Genomic DNA, 1,478 nt, shown 5'->3' on the forward strand with positions numbered 1-1,478 from the left:
TTTCCGACTGAACAGTCGCTTGATACTTTTATTGGCATTCAAGCAATGAGTTACAATGACCGCTACTTCAACCGAATTCACAAAGGCTTTGGTCAGGTTCAGGACACCTTAGAATCTTACTTTGATTAAATAAAGAATAAAAAATCAATCTATGAGAAAGATCTATTTACACAAAAGATTTGACAGTTTCCATTTTTATGAAAACTATCATTTAGATTAATTCTAATTAAGTTTAATTTTGTTATATAATCCATAAAGTTTAAATGATAGTTGTTGTGCTCATAATGAATATCAAGTCTGAATTTTCTTTTTTCTTTCTGAGATATAATATCAATTTTAAAATTTGAACCATCTTGTAATTGAAAAGAATAATCCTTTAAAAAATCCTTTAACAATGAAATAAGCTTATCAGCATCTTGCTGGCTTAGGGCTAATTCCATACGATTACACCACCTTATAAAAATAAAAGCTTTATGTCGAAACTATGGTAGACATTTTTTGAATTATGAAATTTTATCATTTAACTCAAGTGTAAGAATTTCAATAAAATTGCAGTCACAATTGGAACGCCAATTGATGTAATGACACCAACAATAATACTTATCTTTAAATTGGTTTGAGTAAGACTATTTTTTACAGAATTAATATCTGCTTGATGTGACTCTTTTAATGAATTAGCTAGATTATCCATTTGATGTGACAGTTTTTCAGTAGAAAAATTAATTTTTGCATCTAGTTTATCCACTGCATGACTAAGTTCTTCATGAGTTACATATCTATTATCCATTGTGCCATCACCTCCACTATTATTATGTGGTGGCCTATATTCAATATCTACTGGTTGCCCTACTTCAACAGTATTGTCATTAGTAGATGCATTTATAGGTATTATTTTTTCTGATCTATCACTCATTATCTAATCCTCATAAACTGGTATTGTTGTTTTTAAAAAAGTACCAACTCTAATTGATTCAGAAATTCCAATTTCTCCTAACTCTTTTGTAGAATAGGCGAGAACTAGCTCACATTGGGTGATTTTTGTTTCTTTCGTGTAATAATTCTTTACTTTATAAGGAATCTTGAAAGTGAAAGTAAGATGCATAAAACTATTATTCACGATTTCGTTAACGGGAATATTTATTTGCTGTCTAGCTATATATATTCCTTTAAACGTAGCAATTGAGTATATATGATGCTTAATTAATGGGTTAAGCTTGTGATCCTCAGCAAACATCTTTTTTATTTCATCAGAAAAGTAAACAATGCAATCAACTGTAACTGTAGTAGCTGAATCAGGTTTAATTTTTATGCAGTTTAAATTATTTCCTGTAGCATCTTTTAATTGAAATGATATTAAGGAAATAAAACATACTAATCTAGTGTTGGATGATTACTCGACGGAGTAGTCGTTCAACACTTTTTCTTTTACTATGTAAAGTGGAGATGAAGCCAATGCCGTGACTGCTTTGGACACATGA

The 1,478-nt window shown here is 29.7% G+C and carries 2 protein-coding genes and 1 pseudogene; 1 reads left to right on the plus strand and 2 read right to left on the minus strand.

Features of this window, described 5'->3' with window-relative positions:
• Window positions 1-129, plus strand: a pseudogene (locus B5E95_RS10275) (IS256 family transposase); the annotation flags it as partial.
• A gap of 20 nt (window positions 130-149) precedes the next feature.
• On the opposite strand, the gene B5E95_RS10280 reads toward B5E95_RS10275, so the two are convergent.
• Window positions 150-440, minus strand: a complete 291-nt coding sequence (locus B5E95_RS10280) for a DUF6978 family protein (protein WP_087236576.1) — start codon at window positions 438-440, stop codon at window positions 150-152.
• A gap of 80 nt (window positions 441-520) precedes the next feature.
• The gene (locus B5E95_RS10285) at window positions 521-913 is read right to left on the minus strand and encodes a hypothetical protein (RefSeq protein WP_087236578.1); all 393 of its coding nucleotides are present in this window, start codon (window positions 911-913) and stop codon (window positions 521-523) included.
• Between the last annotated feature and the right edge of the window lie 565 nt (window positions 914-1,478).

This window comes from Lactobacillus gallinarum, assembly GCF_002160635.1.
Taxonomy (GTDB): domain Bacteria; phylum Bacillota; class Bacilli; order Lactobacillales; family Lactobacillaceae; genus Lactobacillus; species Lactobacillus gallinarum.

What these genes read in the sequence shown, in the direction of transcription:
- B5E95_RS10280 (WP_087236576.1), bottom strand. Translation starts at nt 440, where the DNA reads ATGGAATTAGCCCTAAGCCAGCAAGATGCTGATAAGCTTATTTCATTG.
- B5E95_RS10285 (WP_087236578.1), bottom strand. Translation starts at nt 913, where the DNA reads ATGAGTGATAGATCAGAAAAAATAATACCTATAAATGCATCTACTAAT.